The following is a 15,744-nucleotide window of genomic DNA, read 5'->3' as shown; positions in this document are numbered from 1 at the left end:
CATGGCGAGAAGTCCCACGGCCGCTTCGATCCCGATCGCGCTACGATTCGCGCCGCGCCTGGCGACGGTCGCCATGGAGGCTCGCGCGGTCGAACGGCCGGGCGCCATCGTCACAGTCACCGCTCCCACTGCCTGGACCAGCGCCCGCATCGAGGCCTGGCTGGACTGGGCCGCCACCCTGGCCGCCGACCTCCCGCCCGGCGCAACTCAGTGGCCCGAGACGGCCGATCCTCTGGCCGCCGCCCTCGATCGCTGGAGCCACCGGCTCGCCGCATGGGCCACCGCGCTGAACGTCGTCGCCCCGGATCAGGCCGAGGCCTTCGCTGACGAACTGAGGTCGAGCGCCCTGCTCGGCCACATCGCTCCCGGGGCCCAGAGGCCACACGGCGCCCGGATCCATCCGTTATGTCTGGATACGCTGCCGGCCGAGACCGAGGCATCTCCCCTCATCCTCAACGATCCGGAGGCCGCCCGGCGCGTCGACGCCCTTACCGCCGACCTAGGACGCGCGCGCCTGGCCGATGCGGCGGCGGTGGCTCTCGCCGCACGGCTGGCCGACGTCGCCGAGGCGGTTCGGCGCTGCGACGGCCCAGCCTCGGCCTGCACCGATCCGGCCCGCAACCCGGCCCTGGCCCGCACCGCCCAGGCCGCGCGTGCCGCCGGCGCCGATGACATGGCCATCCTGGACGCCATCTCCGGGCGGGCGCCGAGTTTGGCGGGTCACACCCCTCCGGTCTCCCGCCCCGCCGCCGTCGGGGTTCTCGGCGAGCGCGACCTGATAGCCTCGGGCGACGCCGAACTGGCCGCCCGCGCTCTGCTGGCCGACCCGGGCGTCGTCCTCACCTTCAGTCCCGAAGACGCCCAGGCGCTGTCCGACGCGGCCGCCGCGCCTGTCATCGCCCTCGATCTCGAGACCCTGACCGACGCCGACGATCTGGAAGCCGCGACCCGGCTTGTCACCCTCGCCCTCGGCATTGAGATTCTGGCGGGCTGGAGTGACAAGGCCGAGGCCGCCCGCGCCCGGTTCGAACGTCGCTGCGTCGTCCTGGCGCTCTCGGGTCTCGACGCTGTCCGCCGGTGCACGGACGGGCCGCACGCCGCCGAAGCCGCCGTTGCCTGGGTCTCCGCAGCGGCCGCGGCCGCTGCGGCCGATCTTTCTGCATGCCTCAGTGCGCCACCCGACAGCGCCCGCGAGGACGTCGTCGCCGGCATCGAGGAGCGCCGCCGCGCCGCTGCCGCCTTGGCCGATCCGATGGCCGAGCGCGCATCCGCCCTTTTCAAGACCGCCCTCGCCCAGGCGAAGAAAGTCGGTATCGCCCTGTCAGTGGGCCTCAGCGAACCCGACGCTGAGACCGCCCTGCGACTCGGCCGCACCGCCCGGCCCGGGCTGTTGACCGCACTGGAGACCGCCGACGGCGAAGTCGAGACGATCCTGTCGCCCTCCGTCGCGGAGACCATCCGCCGCCTGGGTGGCCATCCCGAGGCGGCGCGCCTGTGGCTGGTGGGAGAACGCACCCTGGATGCCGCCCCCGGCTTGGCTGAGGCGCTGGCCGAGTGCGGCCTGACTGCGCTTGAGCTGGAGGCCGTGTCTGACGCCCTCGCCACCGCGCCCGACCTGCGCCGCGCCATCATGCCGGCGGTGCTCGATCCCGGCTTCTGCCGCGACGTGTTGGGCCTCAGCGCCGAGGATCTGGCCGATCCCGATATCGATCTGCTGGATCGGCTCGACATCCCGGCCGCCGTGCGCTGCGACGCCGAGGCCGTGCTCTTCGGCCACCCGGACCTGTCCGACTGGCCTCAGGCGCCGGAAGGTCTGGCCGGCCTGCTTGCTCCTCAGACCGAGGCCCAAGCCGCGATGCTGGACCGCTTCAGCACCGTTCCCGCGACCACGCCCCTCACCCTGCCGGGCTCCGTCGCGACGGCCGAGGCCGCGCGCCGCATCGCCGACGCCGCCCGCTCGGGCCGGCGCGCCGTGCGCGTGGTGCGCCAGCCCATGCCTCGCCTGCGCCTGCCTGAAGCCGCCCCTGACGCCCCGGCCGCGACAGCGTCTGTTCCTGAGCCCCGCGTGATCGAGCGCGTCATCGAGCGCGACCGCACCCGCAAGAAGATGCCTGATCGCCGCAAGGGCTATATCCAGAAGGCCTCGGTCGGCGGCCACAAGGTCTATGTCCACACGGGCGAGTATGAGGACGGCGAACTGGGTGAGATCTTCGTCGACATGCACAAGGAAGGCGCCGCCTTCCGCAGTCTGATGAACAACTTCGCCATCTCGGTGTCGATCGGTCTGCAGCACGGTGTGCCGCTGGACGACTTCGTCGACGCCTTCGTCTTCACCCGCTTCGAGCCGGCGGGGAAGGTGACCGGCAACGACTCGATCCGCTCGGCCACCTCGGTGCTGGACTACATCTTCCGCGAACTGGCGGTCAGCTACCTGGGTCGCTCGGAACTGGCCAACGCGGAGCCCGACATCGACCCCCTGCCCGAGACCGAAGCCCCCGAGGAAGTGCCCGCCGCCCGCTTCATCTCCAAGGGCTTCGCCCGGGGCGCCGCGCCCGACAATCTTGTCGTTGTGCCGTTCGGTCAGGACCGCAACAGAACTCGCGAGGCCGCGCCGATCCCACCCGCCGCCAATGGCGACGCCGAACCCTGCCCCGCCTGCGGGGACCTGGCCCTGCAACGCCGCGGCGCCAGCCTGGTCTGCGACACCTGCGGCGCCGCGCCGTCGATGCTGGGCTGACTTCCCAAATCGGCACGGCGCGCTTCTTGCTTGTCGGATGGCGAAATCTTCGGAGACCCAACCATGAAGTTCGCCGCTGCCCCCTTCGCCTCGATTCTGGCCGTCCTCGCTCTCGGCGTCGCCGCCCTGCCCGCCCAGGCTCAGAACGCCGGCCAGATCGAGCGGGTGCGGGGCGGGGCCAGTTGCCCCGGCTGCAACCTGTTCCAGGCTGAATTGTCGGGCTTCGAGGGCGCCGGCCGCAACTTCGCCGGGGCACGCCTGCGCCAGGCCGACCTCAGCCTGTCGGTGATGAACCGGACCCGCTTCTCCAACGCCGACCTGCGCGATGTCGAGGCCTATGGCGGTGTCTTCTCCGGCTCGAACTTCTCGGGCGCCGACCTGACCAACGCCAGCTTCGTCGGGACCTATCTGCAGGGCGCCAACTTCTCCGGCGCGGCCCTCAGCGGCACCAACCTGTCGGGCGCCCAGCTGGATCGCGCCACCGGCCTGACCCAGGGTCAGCTGAACCGCGCCTGCGGCGACGCCGCCACCGTGCTGCCGGGCGGACTGAGCGTTCCCAGCTGCTGAATGCCGCGCGGGGGGCCATGCCTAAGCCTCTGACCTTACCGCGATTTAAGTGGCGCCCAAGGCTAGCCCGAGTCATGGACAGGGCATGATCCGTTCGATCACCCCGTTCCGCGCCTCCCTCGCCGCCCTCATCGGTGCGGCCGCCGCCTGCCTGCCGGCCGTCGCTTCGGCCGAGTCGATCTATTGGGACGAGCGCCAGGTGGCCCGCATGGTCTCGATCGGCGGCTCGTGTCAGGGCTGCGAGCTGTCGGGGCGCAATCTGGCCGGTTCGACCTTCACCAACGCCCGGTTCGCTGGCGCCACCCTGGTCGGCGCCACCCTGCGCGGCTCGGAGCTGGTGGGGTCGGACTTCTCAGGCAGCAATTTCACCCGCGCCGACCTATCCGGCGTCGGCATCGTCGGGGCCAACTTTTCAGGGGCCCAGTTCGTCAACGCCAATCTTTCCGGCTCGGAGGCGATGGGAGCCAATTTCTCCTCAACCAATCTGACCGGGGCCGATTTGTCCGACTCCGAACTCGTGGGCGTCAATTTACGCGGCGCCCAGATTCGCAACGCCGACTTCTCGGATTCCCAGATGTTCAGCGCCGACCTGCGCGGCGCGTCGGGCGCCGATGCTGATTTCTCTGATTCCTCGCTGATCGGCGCCAATTTTTCGGGCGCGTCCCTACCCGGCGCTGACTTCCAGGACGCCCAGTTGACCGGCGTCAGCTTCCAGGGCGCCAGCCTGCGCGGCGCCAATCTGCGCGACGCCGACATGCGCCGCACCAACATTCGCGGCGCCGATCTGACCGGCGCCACGGTGACGCAGGGACAGATCAGCCGCGCCTGCGGTGACGGCGGCACGGTTTTGCCACGCGGGCTGCGGGTCAATGTCTGTTCGGGCTCCAGCTCGGTCCCCACGCCGCCGCGACCTCCGCGCCCGCCTCGCTGAAGACTCGCGGGACGCCTTGATCCCGCACCCGACCATCCGCGACAGTGCCGGCCTCTGACGCCCGAGGCCGCCCATGTTCGATCCCGAAGTCTATCCCGTCCCCGCCGACCTGGCCGCCCGCGCCCACATGGACCGCCCGGCCTATGAGGCGGCGCGGGTCGAGGCCCGCGAGCGGCCCGACCGCTTCTGGGCCGAACAGGCGCAGCGGCTGGACTGGATCGCTGCGCCCACCCGCATCAAGGACGTCAGCTTCGACAAGGATGACTTCCGCATCCGCTGGTTCGACGACGGGGTGCTGAATGCCTGCTTCAACTGTGTTGATCGGCACCTGCCCGAGCGCGCCGACGACCGCGCCATCATCTGGGAGGGCGACGATCCCGCCCAGTCCGGCCACCTGACCTATGCCGAGCTGCACCGCGAGGTGTGCCGCATGGCCAATGTCCTCAAGTCTCTTGATGTGGCCAAGGGGGACCGGGTGACGATCTACATGCCGATGATCCCGGCGGCCGCGGTGGCCATGCTGGCCTGCGCCCGGATCGGAGCGGTGCATTCGGTGGTGTTCGGCGGCTTCTCGCCCGACAGCCTGGCCGGCCGCATCGAGGACTGCGGCTCCAGGATCGTCATCACCGCCGACGAGGGCCTGCGCGGCGGCAAACGCGTGCCGCTCAAGGCCAATGTCGACGCGGCGTTGGAGAAGATCGCGGTCGACCATGTGCTGGTCGTCTCCCACACCAACGCCGACATCGCCTGGGTCGAGGGACGCGACGTCCGCTACGGCGAGGCCAAACAGGGCGTCGCCGACGACTGCCCGTGCGAGCCGATGAACGCCGAGGATCCGCTGTTCATCCTTTACACCTCGGGCTCGACCGGAAAGCCCAAGGGCGTGCTGCACACGACCGGCGGCTATCTGTTCTGGGCCGCCTGGACCCACGAGCTGGTGTTCGATTACCGGCCCGGCGAGGTCTTCTGGTGCACCGCCGATGTCGGCTGGGTCACGGGCCACAGCTATGTCGTCTATGGGCCGCTAGCCAACGGCGCGACGACCCTGATGTTCGAGGGCGTGCCCAACCATCCCGACAACCGCCGCTTCTGGCAGGTGGTGGACAAGCACAAGGTCGAGATCTTTTACACCGCGCCCACGGCCCTGCGCGCCCTGATGCGTGACGGCGACGCGCCGGTGAAGGCCACCTCACGCGCGTCCCTGCGCCTGCTCGGCACCGTCGGAGAGCCGATCAATCCCGAGGCCTGGCGCTGGTATCACGAGGTCGTCGGCGAGGGCCGCCTGGCGATCGTCGACACCTGGTGGCAGACCGAGACCGGGGGCATCCTGGTCTCGCCCCTCCCCGGCGCGACGGACCTCAAGCCCGGCTCGGCCACCAAGCCCCTGCCCGGCGTCGAACTGGAGCTGGTGGACGCCGAGGGCCAGGTGCTGGAGGGGGCGACGTCCGGCAATCTGGTCATCACCGACAGCTGGCCGGGTCAGATGCGCTCCGTCTATGGCGACCCCCAGCGCTTCTTCGACACCTATTTCGCGGCCTATCCTGGCAAGTATTTCACCGGCGACGGCTGCCGCCGGGACGAGGACGGCTATTACTGGATCACCGGCCGGGTGGACGACGTGATTAATGTCTCGGGCCACCGCATGGGCACCGCCGAGGTCGAGTCAGCTCTGGTGCTCCACGATGACGTCGCCGAGGCGGCCGTGGTCGGCTTTCCTCATGACATCAAGGGTCAGGGCATCTGGGCCTATGTCACCCTGAACCAGGGCGTGGAGGCCACCGACGACCTGCGCCGGGACCTGATCCGGCACGTCCGCAAGGAGATCGGTCCGATCGCCGCGCCCGACGTGATCCAGTGGGCCCCCGGCCTGCCCAAGACCCGCTCGGGCAAGATCATGCGCCGCATCCTGCGCAAGATCGCCGAAGGCGAGACCGGGGCCCTGGGCGACACCTCGACCCTGGCCGATCCGGCGGTGGTCGACGATCTGGTTGCGGGCCGACCGGGCTGAAGGCCCGGCCGCGCCACGCGTCAGGCCTAGCCCAGGCTGTAGTAGCTCGGTGATCCCGGACCGACCGGCAAGCCCAGGCCGAACACCCACACGAAGAACAGGATGGCCCAGCCGATCGTGAAGAAGATCGAATAGGGCAGCATCATCGCGATCATGGTGCCGATGCCGACATTGCGGTCGTAACGCACCGCCCAGGCCAGGATCAGGCCGAAATAGCTCATCATCGGGGTGATGATGTTGGTGGTCGAATCCCCGATCCGATAGGCGGTGGCGATCAGCTCGGGCGAGTAACCGACCAGCATCAGCATGGGCACGAAGATCGGCGCCGTCATCGCCCACTGGGCCGACGACGACCCGATGGTCAGGTTCACCAGACAGCAGATCAGGATGAAGCCGATGAAGATGGCCGGACCGGTCAGTCCGCTGGATTCCAGGAAGGTGGCGCCCGTCACCGCCGTCAGCGCCCCGATGTTCGACCAGCCGAAGAAGGCCACGAACTGCGCCGCGAAGAAGACGATGACCACGTACAGACCCAGGGTCGACACCGCCGAGGCCATGCCGTCGATGATGTCCTTGTCGTTCCTCATGGTGCCCGCCACGCGGCCATAGGCGAAGCCGACCATAATGAAGAACAGGAAGATCCAGGTGACGAAGCCCGAGAAGAACGGCGACCTCAGCCGGTCACCCGTCTCGGGATCACGCAGCAGGGCGCCCTCGGGCCACAGGGTCAGGGCCATCAGGGCGAAGAGGACCAGCATGGCCGCGCCGGCGGCCCACAACCCCTTCTTCTCCTTGGCCTCCAGGGGATCGAGCGACGAGCCCTTCAGCACTTCGGGATCGGCCACCTTGGGATCGTAGGGACCGATCTTGGGCTCGACGATATAGGTGCTGACCAGGGTGCCGATCAGCGCGATCATCGGCACGCTGACGGCCATGAAATACCAGCTGGCGGTGACCGCCACCGTATAGTCGGGGTCGATCAGCTGCGCCGCTTCGGTGGTGATGCCCGCCAGCAGCGGGTCGATGGTCCCGATCAGCAGATTGGCCGCATAGCCGCCCGACACGCCCGCGAACGCGGCGGCCATCCCCGCCAGCGGGTGCCGGCCCAAGGAGTAATAGACCGCGCCGGCCAGGGGGATGAGCACCACATAGCCCATCTCCGAGGCGATGTTGGACATGATCCCGGCGAACACGATGATGAAGGTCACCAGATTCCGGGGCGCCGCCAGCACCGTGCCGCGCACCGCCGCCGACAACAGTCCCGAACGCTCGGCCACCCCGACGCCCAGCATGGCCACCAGCACCACGCCCAGCGGCGCGAAGCTGGTGAAGTTGTCGACCAGGCTGGTGAAGATGCGCCGGAGTCCGTCCTCGCTCATCAGGCTGACGGCCCGGATCATGCCGTCGTCGGCGCGGCCCGAGGCTCCGACCGGCCGGGGATCCTCGACCGCCAGACCCAACGCCCCGAAAAGCCCCGACAGCAACACCATGCCCAGCGCCAGAATGGCGAACAGAGTCACGGGGTGCGGCAGCAGATTGCCCAGCCATTCCACCGTATCGAGGAACCGCGTGAAGGCGTTGCGCTTGGGAGGCGGCGGCGTGGCGCCCTCGGGCGTGGCGGGCGTCAGATCGGCCATGAGGCCTCCGTGCTCGAAACGAAGCCACCATCTGGCGTGGCCGGGTCGACCAGATCAATGCGGTTTTTTGGCTCACGACCCCGGCGGGTTTACCGGCGGCCCCATTGAGGGCCGCATGTGTCGCCATCACGCTTGGCGCTGGCGCCGACTTTTCAATGCGAAGGCTCTGGATTGGGTGTGGCGACAGGCGCCGCGTCGTCAGCAGGACCAAATCGTCGACGCTCTACCACCCACAGGGCGGTCATCAGCGCGAGCCACGTCGCGAACCACGGCCAGCTCGAGCCCGGCGTCGTCGAACCGGCCTGCACTTCGCGCCGCGCCTCGCCGGAAAGCGCGATAGTCGCCTGCCGGTCCCCATAGGCCGTCAGAGCCCTCCCCTGGTCGGTCGGCGCGGCATGGAACGACCCGATGACATCGCCGCCGGCCCGCACCGACATCCACCCGTTGGAGGACGGCCAGGCCGCGGCGCAGCCTCCTGATCGGCTATCCGGGATCAAGGCCGCGACGCCTTGAGGACCGACCAGTTCGGCGTCCGGCGGCAGATCGCAAAGCGCCAGTCTCTCGCCCTGCCTCGGCCACCCCTCGACCCGGACCGGCGCCCGCTCAACCGGTCGGGCCAGAGCGCTGATCGTCTCAGCCCACAGCCGCGCGTGGAGATCGCTGCGACCGGTCAGCACAAGGGCGTAGCTGTCGGCCAGGGTCCAAACTCCGACACGACCGCGCCCGACCGGTCGCCACGCAGTCAGCACCTCGCTCTCGGCATCCGACGCGACGGTCACCGCGCCGGACGCCGCGAGATCGAGATCGCGGCGGCTCAGCGTGGGGGGGTCGATGGCGGCGTCCTCGCCTTCGGTGAGATTGACCGGGACCTCGCCATCGCCGACCCCGAGCACGAACCCCAGGCTTGCCCAGTCGCGTCGCGTGCCCGCAGACAGGGGGCCGGTCGGTCGCAGCAGCAGCCCCATGCCGTCGGCGACCGCCCCCCTGACCGCGGATTTTTCCGCCTCCGACAGCGCTTCCCAACGACGCTCGTCCACGACCAACACATCTGTTTCACCGAGCGTTCCGGAGCCTAGGCGTCCGCCCGCTCCGCCCAGCGCCGCGTCGGCGCCGAGCGCATAGGAAACCTCAAGGTCCACGCCCGAACGTTCCGCCCAATCACGCAAAAATCTAGGCTCCGGCCCCGGCGCCCCGGCGAGCACCCGCACACGCGGCGGTTGGACGGCCACGCTCTCGATCCCGACATCGAGCGTCTCGACAACCCGCTCGTCGGCCGACGCGATCCGCAGCTGATAGAGCGCCACACCGGCCACGCCCCTTGCCGCGGCCAGGCTGAACTCACCCGGGTCTGCCAACCGCTGTCGCGCGAGCACCTCGCCGGCCGGACTGATCAGTTCGGCCAGGCCGCCATCGACGCCATTCACCCGGCCAGCCAGCGCGAACGGCGTGCCGGGCGCCCCTGGGCCGGGTGTGTCGAGAGCAATCACGCCGACTGGCAGCGGCGGCGGATCAAATCGAACGGCCCGATCGACGCCCGCTGCGCGATCCCTCGCCGTCAGTCCCTGACCGACGACCCGGATCGCGGCCACACCGGGATGTCTTCGCAGAGCGGTCGCGAGGTCGGGCGCCCGCTCCGCCCCGGTGACCTCCCCGGCTTGCGGCAAGGCGATCAGGGTGTCCCCGACGCCGACATCGATCTCTTTCGGCGCGCCCGCCGTGGCCACCACAAGACCGCCGGCGCGCGGTCCGCCCGGCGGCGGAAACAGCGTCAGCCACACAGCCAGCCCCGCCGCGACCTGCAGAACCAGAAGAAGGGCGAACCGCCATATCGGCCCCCGCTCGGCCGCCTCCGCACGTCGACGCTTCATCCCAAGACTCACCCCGCCCCCGATCACCGCGAGGGCAATCAGGAGGGCCGCGATGCCCGCGGCGCCGCTCATCTCAGCGCCTCCAGATAGCGGGCGCCGCGCACCGTGGGGCCCGGCCGCCGCGTCGCCGTCGCCGGGGGCGGATCGAAGGCGCTCCAGACGAGGCCTCGCAACCGGCGGCGACAGTCCGCGCAGTCAGGGTCACCGCGTACGGCATCGATCGCCGCCAGCAGGGCCAGCGGGTCGGCCAGTCGCTCCCGATTGCGCCGAGCCCACTGCGCCAGAGCGTCCAGCGGCACGGGCGCCGCCGGCCGGCCCGGCCGCGCGTCCAGCGCCGTCCACGCGTCAACCAGCACCGGATCGAGCCCGGTCACGCTCACAGGCGGCAGCGGCCCGACCGCGATATCCTCCCGATCGCCCGTCAGCCGCCGCGACGGATCGATCGGCGGCGGGCCGGACCCCGTGCGCGGCAGGAACACGCGCGTGGCCTGCTGCGCATCCTTCAGCAGATCGAGAGCGCGATTGGCGTGCGGCAGGGCTTCGGACGGCAGACCCTGTCTCAGCGCCCGCTCGGACGCCCACATGGCGTCCAGCGCCAGGGCCAGGGTCGATCGCGTGCCCGGGTCGAACAGGGTGGCGGCGTCGCTGTCGTCGTGGACATGACCAAACTGGCGCACGACGTCCATCGCCCCGTCGACCGCCGCCGCCCCGGTGTCGGCGCCCGGCGCGTCATCATGGCCCGAGTGATCGTGGCCGTCGTCCGCGTGATGCTCCGGCGCTGGGGCGGCGGCCGGCGTTTCCGCGTCGTGCAAGGGCAGGGCCGGTCCGGCCGGCGCGTCATTGGTCGGCAGGGCCAGGACGCCCGAACCCGCGCCCTCACTCTCCTCACCCATGAACTGGCCATAGCGCAGGCGCAGCTGAGCCTGGTCGTTGCCGAGCCCGTTCGAGCGATCGAGGAAATCCTCGGCCGTCAGGCGCGCTCGCTCGGCGATCAGGGCCTCGGCGTCGATGATGATCTGGCGCTGGCTGCGGAAATAGGCCGGCATGGTCGAGGCGGCCATGCCGTCCAACCCCTCGGCCAAACCCACGTCACGAGGCCAGCGCAGGATGGCGCTCGGACCCTCAACCTCCTGCGGTCCGCCCGCGCGCTGATCGCGCACGATCAGCTGAACGATCAGATCGCCGCCCGGCGCCAGCCCCTCCCGCGCGAGGTTCAGGGGAAGGGCGTACCGTCGCCGCTTCGGCTCGCCTTCGCCGCGAATCGGCACGGTGCGGGTACGCGAGGTGGTCGCCTCTCCCTCCCCCTCGGTCACGGTGACGCGCAGCGCCGCCGTCGCCTGGACGCCGTAGTCGTCGGTCGCCTCGAACACCGGCGTCCAGGCGGTCTGGCTGGCGGTCGCCAGGGTCAGTTGGCTGTCGGGCGAGATCAGGCTGACCACAGGCGGCGCATCGGCGATCACCTCCAGCCGGTTCAGCGGCCGGCGCCGCAGCCCGACGGCCTCGATCCGGTACAGGGTCGGCTCCGTCGCCGTGTAGGCGGCGCTCAGCCCGGTTCCAGCCTCACCGAGCGCGATCGTGCCGCCGTCCACGAAAGCGAGACGCGCGTCCTTGGGCGTGCGGGAGAACGCCAGGACCCACTCGATCCGCGACCCGGCCGGCGCCTCGATGTCCAGCTCTGACTGCTCTCGCGCCGGCAGGCCGGTATAGGCGGGTGGCGTGATGCGGATCCGCTGCTCGACCACGCGGACGGGACCGATGCTGTCCGCGCCTCGTTCCCCGGCCTCGCTCGCGACGCTGCCGGTCGCGGACGGCCACAGCAAACTCGCGGCGACAACCATCGCCGCCGCCACCCAGGCCGCCAGAATCTCGCGCCTCGCCCATGGCGGTCTCAGATCGATCGTTCGCGCCTCAGCGATCCGGGCCTCCAGCCGCCGCCGCTGCAGACCCGCCAGACCGGGTTTGTCGTCCGCCTCGAACAGCAACCCCGAGGAGTCCTCGAACGCGGCCAACCGGGCATCCAGCGCCGCGATCAGCCAGCCGCGATCCAGTCGCCGAGCTCTCAGCCACGCGACACCGAAGGTCGCCGCCAGCGTGACGGCGGCCATGACGGTCGCCGCCGGCCACCCGGCCGTCCGCCAGATCACCGCCGTTCCGGCAAGCGCCAGCGGCGCCCCGATCGCCAGCATGTTCAAGGCCGCGCGAGCCCGTGCGGCCCGCTGTAGATCAAGCAGGATGGGAGAGGCGCTCATGCCGCGATCGCCCGCCGGGAGCGCGTCGCCATCCAACGCTCCAGCGCAAACAGCAGCGCGATCAGCACCGCCAGCCACGACCGCATTTCCAACGGCGGCAGCGGATAGGGGGCGGCTCCGGACAGCGGCGCATGGTCGACCGCCCTCACCCGGGCCGGCTCGGGTGGCGGCGCGATCAGCGCGCGCAACCGATCCGGAAATTCGGGCTCAAGCAACTGCGGAAAACTCTGCGGCTCCAAGGCTCGGGTCAAGCGGAGCGCCGAGCCGCTCCCGAGCCGATAACGCTCGGCGATCTGCGCCCCGTCGTCGTCTCGCCAGACCCCCTCGCCGCGTCCGCCGATGGCGATCTCGTCTGAGATGATCGCGGCGCCGCCGCCCTCGATCCAGCCGACCACGCGGTCAGGCATCGGCCCGGACGCCAGCCAGACCAGCACGGAGTCCGTGTTCGGCAGGCGTGCGTCGAGCGCCGCCGTCTCGAACGCCGGCTCACCGGCCTCGGTCCATGCCGCGGCCACGGCCCGGAAATAGCGCGCGCCGCCGGCGTGGGCTTCGTCATGCCGCACCACCAGTTGCGGCGGTTCAGGCGGATCGACCTCGGCCGGCGACGGCGCCTCCACCACCCGCCAATCGACCGATCGGGCCAGCACCGGCCGTTCGGCGTCGACGCCGTCCAGGATCGACGGCGCGATCACCGTCAGGGACGCTTCGGGCGGCAGGCGCGCGTCCAGTTCTCGGAGCAGACTGATCGGATTGACGGGAGCAGGAGGCGCCGGCGAGGCCAGGTCCGGAAAATCCGGCGCCAGCCACACCCGGCGAGCGCCCTCGATGTCCGGCGCCGCGCCGGGGGACAGGCCGGGCGTCACCGCCACCACCGGCCGGTCGTCGGTCACCCCGAACAGCGCGGGCTGGGCTAGCCACAGCGCGACCAGGATCAGCAGTGCTAGTCGGATAGCCAGCAGCCAAAGCTCGTCGAAGCGAACCCGCCGTCTTGGACGCGGCCGCGCCTCCAGCCAGCGCATCGCGGCGAACTGGACCGTGCGGCTCTCGTTGCGACGCGCGATATGGATGATCAGCGGGATGGCCAGGGCGGCCAGCCCGACCAGTCCCAGCGGCGCCAGCAGGGTTGGCGTCACGCCCCTCCCCTCCGACTGAATAGTGCGCGCAAGGCCTCGTCCTCGCGTCGGTCCAGAAAGTGCTCGATATGCCGGACGCCGCAGGCGTCCAGCCGCTCGTCGAGCGCGGCGCGGGCCGCAGTGAAACGCCTCAGGAATTCGTCGCGCAACGCCCGGCCGTCGCCCAGCAGATCGGCGCCGGTCTCCGGATCGACGAAGCGGTAGCCCTGATCGAAGGGGAAATCCCGCTCATCCGAGGTCAGCACCCGGATCAAGGCGACCTCGCGACCGGTGGCGGCCAGCCGCTCGGCGCCCTGAATCAAATCCTCGTCCATGCCGTCGCTGATCAGCACGATCAGATCGTGGCGGCCGAACCGTTCGCCCAACGCCGCCACGTCGCGCCCCCACGCGGCCGCTCCGCCGGGCGCCAGTCCCGCCAGGGCCGAGAAGGCACGGTCACGATGGCCTGCGCCGCCGCCGGGCGTGATCACCACTGGTCCCGACACGGTCTCGATGGCCACGCCGAACCGATCTCCCTGTCGCAAGGCGATGTCGATGATGGCCGCCGCCATCCGCCGCGCCGCGTCGAACCGGCTCCAGTCCGGGCGCCTAAGATCAGCCTGTGCCATGGAGGCGCTGGCGTCGAGGACCAGCCAGATGGCGACCGGGCTCTCGCGTTCGGCGTCGCGCACGAAAAGCTTGTCCGACCGCGCATAGAGCCGCCAGTCGATCCGCCTCAGGTCGTCGCCGCGCTCATAGGCCCGGTACTGGGCGAACTCCATGCCGCCGCCCCGATTGCGGCTGGCGTGAGCTCCCGCCTGGGCCAGCACGGCCCGGCCTCGAGGCCTGATCTCCAGCCCCCGCAGACGCCCGCGCAAATCCGGCGGCAGTTCGAGCGGCGACATGACCGCCTCAGCCCGGCGGGGGCGGCGGCGTCGCGGCGATCAGGGCGGCGATGACGTCGTCGGCGCTCTTGCGCTCCGCCTCGGCGGCGAAGGACAGCAGGATGCGGTGCCGCATCACCGGCGCGGCCAGGGCCAGCACATCTTCGCGCGTCGTCGCCAGCCGTCCGCTCAGCAGAGCTCTCGCCTTGGCCGCCAGCATCAGCGCCTGGCCCGCCCGCGGCCCCGCGCCCCAGCGAACGTAGGATCGCACCGCCTCGGGCGCGCCGTCCCCTGGCCGGCTGGCCCGCACCAGCCGCGTGATCCAGTCGGCCAGGGCGTCGCTGACATGCACCTCACGCGTCCAGCGCTGCAGGGTCAGCACGTCCTCGGCGGCCATGACCTGCGGCGTAACGCCGGCCTCCGCGCCGGTGGTCCGCACCAGGATGTCGCGCTCTTCCGCAAGGGTCGGATAATCGACGCGGATGTTGAGCAGAAACCGGTCCAGTTGCGCCTCGGGCAACGGATAGGTGCCGGCCTGCTCCAGCGGGTTCTGCGTCGCCAGCACGAAGAAGGGCTCGGTCAGGCGATGGGTCACCCCGGCGTAACTGACCGTGTGCTCCTGCATGGCCTCCAGCAGCGCGGCCTGGGTCTTGGGCGGCGTCCGGTTCAGCTCGTCGGCCAGCAATAGGTTGGTGAAGATCGGGCCGGGCTGAAAGCGAAAGCTGCGCCGCCCCGTGCCGTGATCCTCCTCCAGCACCTCGGCCCCCAGGATGTCGCTCGGCATCAGGTCGGGGGTGAACTGGATCCGTCGGAACTCCAGCGACAGCACCTGACCCAGGGTGCGCGCCAGCAGCGTCTTGCCCAAACCCGGCACGCCCTCGATCAGACAGTGCCCCCCGGCCAGCAGGCCGATCAGCAATTGCTCGACCACCTCGGCCTGGCCGACAATGGACTGGCCGATGGCCGCGCGCAGCCGGGCGATCTGGTCCATCTTCGCAGAGATGTCGGCTTCGGTCGGCGTCGAGGTCATCGGAACTCCGGGCACGTCAGGCGGTCAGGGCGTGTATGACGATATTGACCGCGAACTTCGTATTGTCCTCGGCCAGGAAGCGCTTGTTTCGCCAGTCGTAATCCCATTCGCAGCCATAGTCCTTGTTGCTGTACAGCACCCCAAGCCGGCCCTTGATCTCGACGCCCTTCAGATAGTCGTGCACCAGGTCGTCACCCCAGCCGTTCAGCTCGAAACTGGTCGCAGGCGGTCCATCGGGAAAGTTGAAGAAGGCGCTGTAAAGCGCGTGATCGTTCGGCAGCTTTTGCAAGGCGTCGCCGCCGAACAGCTCGGCCATCTGGCGTTCGAAGGACTCTGCGAACAGGCCGTCGATGTCATGATTGCAGTCGTCGACGAAGACGAAACCGCCGTTCCGCACATAGCGCTCGAAGTTCGTCGCCTCGGCCTGGGTGAAATCGACCAGTTTGTGCCCCGCCAGATAGCAGAAGGGCGCGGTCAGCATGGCGGGGTCGGCCAGGTCGATCACCCGCTCCTCGGGATCCACCCTCAGGCTGGTGTAGTCGATCAGCGAGGTCAGCACATTGGCCGGCATCCGCTGATCCACGTCCCAGTCTCCGGACTGATACCTCAGTCGGGTGAACCAGAAGTCGTAGGACGGCTGGGCCCAAGCGGGCCGCGGCGCAAACCCCGCCGCGGCGCCCAGCGCCATCCATCGCAAAAAGCGCGCGCGGGTGATCGCTGA

At 70.2% G+C, this 15,744-nt stretch carries 11 protein-coding genes; 4 read left to right on the top strand and 7 right to left on the bottom strand.

The window, feature by feature from the left end; translation table 11 throughout:
- Nucleotide 1: 1 nt before the first annotated feature.
- From EES48_RS13840 to acs, 4 genes are all read left to right on the top strand, one after another.
- A complete protein-coding gene (locus EES48_RS13840; protein ID WP_240623381.1) occupies nt 2–2,737 on the top strand; it encodes a TSCPD domain-containing protein in 2,736 nt (911 codons plus the stop codon).
- A 63-nt stretch (nt 2,738–2,800) separates the two neighbouring features.
- On the top strand, nt 2,801–3,304 hold the full coding sequence (locus tag EES48_RS13835; protein ID WP_122468480.1) for a pentapeptide repeat-containing protein: 504 nt from the start codon (nt 2,801–2,803) through the stop codon (nt 3,302–3,304).
- Between the two features lie 85 nt (nt 3,305–3,389).
- Nucleotides 3,390–4,235, top strand: coding sequence for a pentapeptide repeat-containing protein (locus EES48_RS13830; RefSeq protein WP_122468476.1), 846 nt, complete (start codon nt 3,390–3,392; stop codon nt 4,233–4,235).
- Nucleotides 4,236–4,308: 73 nt separating this feature from the next.
- On the top strand, nt 4,309–6,243 hold the full coding sequence (gene acs, locus EES48_RS13825; RefSeq protein WP_122468471.1) for an acetate--CoA ligase: 1,935 nt from the start codon (nt 4,309–4,311) through the stop codon (nt 6,241–6,243).
- 26 nt (nt 6,244–6,269) lie between these two features.
- Here the strand turns inward: acs and EES48_RS13820 are convergent, their stop codons facing one another.
- The 7 genes from EES48_RS13820 to EES48_RS13790 form a co-directional block, all read right to left on the bottom strand.
- Nucleotides 6,270–7,880: an AbgT family transporter gene (locus tag EES48_RS13820; RefSeq protein ID WP_122468469.1), complete on the bottom strand. Its 1,611-nt coding sequence runs from the start codon at nt 7,878–7,880 to the stop codon at nt 6,270–6,272.
- Nucleotides 7,881–8,032: 152 nt separating this feature from the next.
- Nucleotides 8,033–9,820 (bottom strand): hypothetical protein, encoded by a 1,788-nt coding sequence (locus EES48_RS13815; protein WP_122468465.1) that lies wholly within the window; start codon nt 9,818–9,820, stop codon nt 8,033–8,035.
- Nucleotides 9,817–11,997 carry a DUF4175 family protein gene (locus EES48_RS13810; protein WP_122468873.1) on the bottom strand — a complete coding sequence of 727 codons (2,181 nt, stop codon included), beginning with the start codon at nt 11,995–11,997 and terminating at the stop codon, nt 9,817–9,819. The genes EES48_RS13815 and EES48_RS13810 overlap by 4 nt, the downstream gene beginning before the upstream one ends.
- Complete coding sequence (locus EES48_RS13805) at nt 11,994–13,130, bottom strand: BatA domain-containing protein (RefSeq protein WP_122468462.1); 1,137 nt, start codon at nt 13,128–13,130, stop codon at nt 11,994–11,996. The genes EES48_RS13810 and EES48_RS13805 overlap by 4 nt, the downstream gene beginning before the upstream one ends.
- Nucleotides 13,127–14,014 (bottom strand): DUF58 domain-containing protein, encoded by an 888-nt coding sequence (locus EES48_RS13800; RefSeq protein ID WP_122468455.1) that lies wholly within the window; start codon nt 14,012–14,014, stop codon nt 13,127–13,129. The genes EES48_RS13805 and EES48_RS13800 overlap by 4 nt, the downstream gene beginning before the upstream one ends.
- 7 nt (nt 14,015–14,021) lie before the next feature.
- Nucleotides 14,022–15,023, bottom strand: coding sequence for an AAA family ATPase (locus tag EES48_RS13795; RefSeq protein ID WP_122468450.1), 1,002 nt, complete (start codon nt 15,021–15,023; stop codon nt 14,022–14,024).
- Nucleotides 15,024–15,039: 16 nt separating this feature from the next.
- On the bottom strand, nt 15,040–15,711 hold the full coding sequence (locus tag EES48_RS13790; protein ID WP_374274575.1) for a DUF4159 domain-containing protein: 672 nt from the start codon (nt 15,709–15,711) through the stop codon (nt 15,040–15,042).
- Nucleotides 15,712–15,744 lie beyond the last annotated feature (33 nt).

The sequence above is a fragment of the Brevundimonas lutea genome (genome assembly GCF_003704105.1).
GTDB classification, from domain to species: Bacteria; Pseudomonadota; Alphaproteobacteria; order Caulobacterales; family Caulobacteraceae; genus Brevundimonas; species Brevundimonas lutea.
This window is presented reverse-complemented; position numbering and strand designations above follow the sequence as displayed.

What these genes read in the sequence shown, in the direction of transcription:
- EES48_RS13840 (WP_240623381.1), top strand. Translation starts at nt 2, where the DNA reads ATGGCGAGAAGTCCCACGGCCGCTTCGATCCCGATCGCGCTACGATTC.
- EES48_RS13795 (WP_122468450.1), bottom strand. Translation starts at nt 15,023, where the DNA reads ATGACCTCGACGCCGACCGAAGCCGACATCTCTGCGAAGATGGACCAG.
- acs (WP_122468471.1), top strand. Translation starts at nt 4,309, where the DNA reads ATGTTCGATCCCGAAGTCTATCCCGTCCCCGCCGACCTGGCCGCCCGC.
- EES48_RS13835 (WP_122468480.1), top strand. Translation starts at nt 2,801, where the DNA reads ATGAAGTTCGCCGCTGCCCCCTTCGCCTCGATTCTGGCCGTCCTCGCT.
- EES48_RS13815 (WP_122468465.1), bottom strand. Translation starts at nt 9,820, where the DNA reads ATGAGCGGCGCCGCGGGCATCGCGGCCCTCCTGATTGCCCTCGCGGTG.
- EES48_RS13800 (WP_122468455.1), bottom strand. Translation starts at nt 14,014, where the DNA reads ATGTCGCCGCTCGAACTGCCGCCGGATTTGCGCGGGCGTCTGCGGGGG.
- EES48_RS13820 (WP_122468469.1), bottom strand. Translation starts at nt 7,880, where the DNA reads ATGGCCGATCTGACGCCCGCCACGCCCGAGGGCGCCACGCCGCCGCCT.
- EES48_RS13810 (WP_122468873.1), bottom strand. Translation starts at nt 11,997, where the DNA reads ATGAGCGCCTCTCCCATCCTGCTTGATCTACAGCGGGCCGCACGGGCT.
- EES48_RS13790 (WP_374274575.1), bottom strand. Translation starts at nt 15,711, where the DNA reads ATGGCGCTGGGCGCCGCGGCGGGGTTTGCGCCGCGGCCCGCTTGGGCC.
- EES48_RS13830 (WP_122468476.1), top strand. Translation starts at nt 3,390, where the DNA reads ATGATCCGTTCGATCACCCCGTTCCGCGCCTCCCTCGCCGCCCTCATC.